Raw genomic sequence first — 2,059 nt, 5'->3', positions numbered from 1 at the left:
GCCCTACACCGACGCTACGCTTCTGTCGGCCATGGAGCACGCCGGGCGTTCCATCGAGGACCGCGAGCTGAAGGCGGCCATCGAGGACGACTCGATGCACTCCGGCGGCCTGGGGACGCCGGCCACCCGCGCCAGCATGATCGAGAAGCTGATCAAGGCTAAGTACATCCGCCGCCGAGGCAAGACGCTCTCGGCCACCGAGCGCGGCGAGACGCTGATCGACATCGTGTGCGACTCGCTCAAGACCCCCGAGCTCACCGCGAAGTGGGAGCTCTCCCTGTCGCACGTCGAGCGGGGAGAGGGGTCGCTGTCCGACTTCCTCTCCGGCATCGAGGGCTACACCGCCGCGGTCGTGTCCGACCTCGAGGACGGCTTCGACCCCGCGCAGGCCGCGGCCGTGTCCGGCCGCGAGGAGCTGTGCCGGTGCCCGGCCTGCGGAGCGCCGATCGTGCTGTCGCGCAGCGGAAAGCAGTGGCAGTGCTCGTCTTCGAAGTGGGCCGGCAAGGAGGAGGGCTGGCGGCTGCTCCAGGGCTGCGGCGTGAAGCTCAACATCGTCCAGAACGGCAAGAAGCTCACCAAGTCCCAGGCCAAGGCGATCCTGTCGGGAAAGACGGTCCACCTGACCGGCCTGGCGAAGAGGGACGGCAGCGGCACGTTCGACACCGACGCGAAGCTCGGCGAGGCGCCCTACACCGGGTTCGTCGAGTTCTGCCGGGGCGAGAGGCCGGACGGCGGCACCGGCGGCGCGGGCCGCACGGGCACGCGCCGCGCTCGCGGGAAACGGTAGGCCATGGCCGCCGTCACGCGCGACGGGGACGGCTGCGTACCCCTCGCCGAGCTCGACATCAACCCGGCGCTGCGCGCGACCTGCCAGCGCCGGCTCGCCGCGGCGCTCGAGGGGCGCGCCATGACCGCCAGGAAGCTCGCGGAGTTCTCCGGCGTGTCCGAGGCGGTCATCTCGAGGACGCTGCACGGACAGCGCACGCCCACGCTCGACGCGATCGTGCGCCTCTCGCTGACGCTCAACGTGTCGGCCGACTACCTTCTCGGCCTCAAGGCGTCCCCCCAGGGCGATTACCGGAACGGCCCCCAGGGAGACGGCGGGGCGTAGGGCGAGCGGAGTCCGCTTCCCGTTCGGAAAGTCCCGGCGGTCACCGGTGTAGACCGGCAATCGGCTGGGTAACATATCTCAGATTACGGGCGCCGTGCCGGGGTCTCCCGGCCGGCGCCAAGGACATGGAAAGGATGATGCCGAGATGAAGCATACAGGAAGCGGCAGCCATACCGCCCGCGCGAAGCTCGGGCGCCTCGGCGTGGGCGCCCTGTCCATCGTCTTCGCCCTGAGCCAGGTGCTCGGACTGCTCGGTACCGCCGTGCCGTCCGCTTGGGCGGAGGCGGCGGCGGAGCCCGAGACCGTGACCGTGACGCTCGCCGCCGGCGAGCACGGCAGCCTCGCCATCGCAGGCGAGGACGCCGAGAGCGACACGGTCACGGTCGACAAGGGCTCGAACGTGACCGTCGAGGTCACGCCCGACGACGGCTGGTTCGCCGACTCGCTCACGGCCTTCGCCGGCGACGGGTCCGAGGCCGCAAAGCTCGAAGTCGAGGACGGCCGCGCCACCTTCAAGGCGGAGACGGACACCACCGTGACGTGCGCCTTCTACGAAAACGGCTCCAACGGATCGGCCGCCCTCGAGGCCGTCGCCACCGATGCCTCGGCCAAGCAGGCCAAGCAGGCCTCGGACAAGGCCTACATCAAGGCCAACCTCGACGAATCGCTCTCGGGCCTCGACAAGTTCGAGCGCCGCGACGTGCTGACCGTCACCACCACCACGGTCGACTCCGGAAAGGTCGTCTCGCCCACGCTCGACGGCCTGTGGGCCGATACGGACGGCGACGGCATGGGCGACTACAGCGACGCGTTGAAATCCAACGCCGTGAGCCATGCCGTGCTCTACGACCTCGACGACTCGTCCGACTACCTCGTGGGCCGCGCCGGATCCGACATCTCGGGCGCGACGCTGGCCGACTGGGGCGCATCGGAGAACAGCGCCGACGC

At 70.2% G+C, this 2,059-nt stretch carries 3 protein-coding genes; all 3 read left to right on the top strand.

All coding sequences use genetic code 11. The features are described from left to right. On the top strand, nucleotides 1-787 hold a 787-nt coding region (locus tag ACMO6A_RS13045; protein WP_418471385.1), incomplete at its 5' end, for a DNA topoisomerase. A gap of 3 nt (nucleotides 788-790) precedes the next feature. Beyond that, nucleotides 791-1,111: a helix-turn-helix domain-containing protein gene (locus ACMO6A_RS13040; protein ID WP_114538210.1), complete on the top strand. Its 321-nt coding sequence runs from the start codon at nucleotides 791-793 to the stop codon at nucleotides 1,109-1,111. A 145-nt stretch (nucleotides 1,112-1,256) separates the two neighbouring features. After that, nucleotides 1,257-2,059 (top strand): hypothetical protein (locus ACMO6A_RS13035; RefSeq protein ID WP_418471384.1); only part of this gene is annotated, 803 nt, incomplete at its 3' end.

This window comes from Eggerthella sp., from assembly GCF_048329335.1.
Classification (GTDB): Bacteria; Actinomycetota; Coriobacteriia; order Coriobacteriales; family Eggerthellaceae; genus Eggerthella; species Eggerthella lenta.
This window is presented reverse-complemented; position numbering and strand designations above follow the sequence as displayed.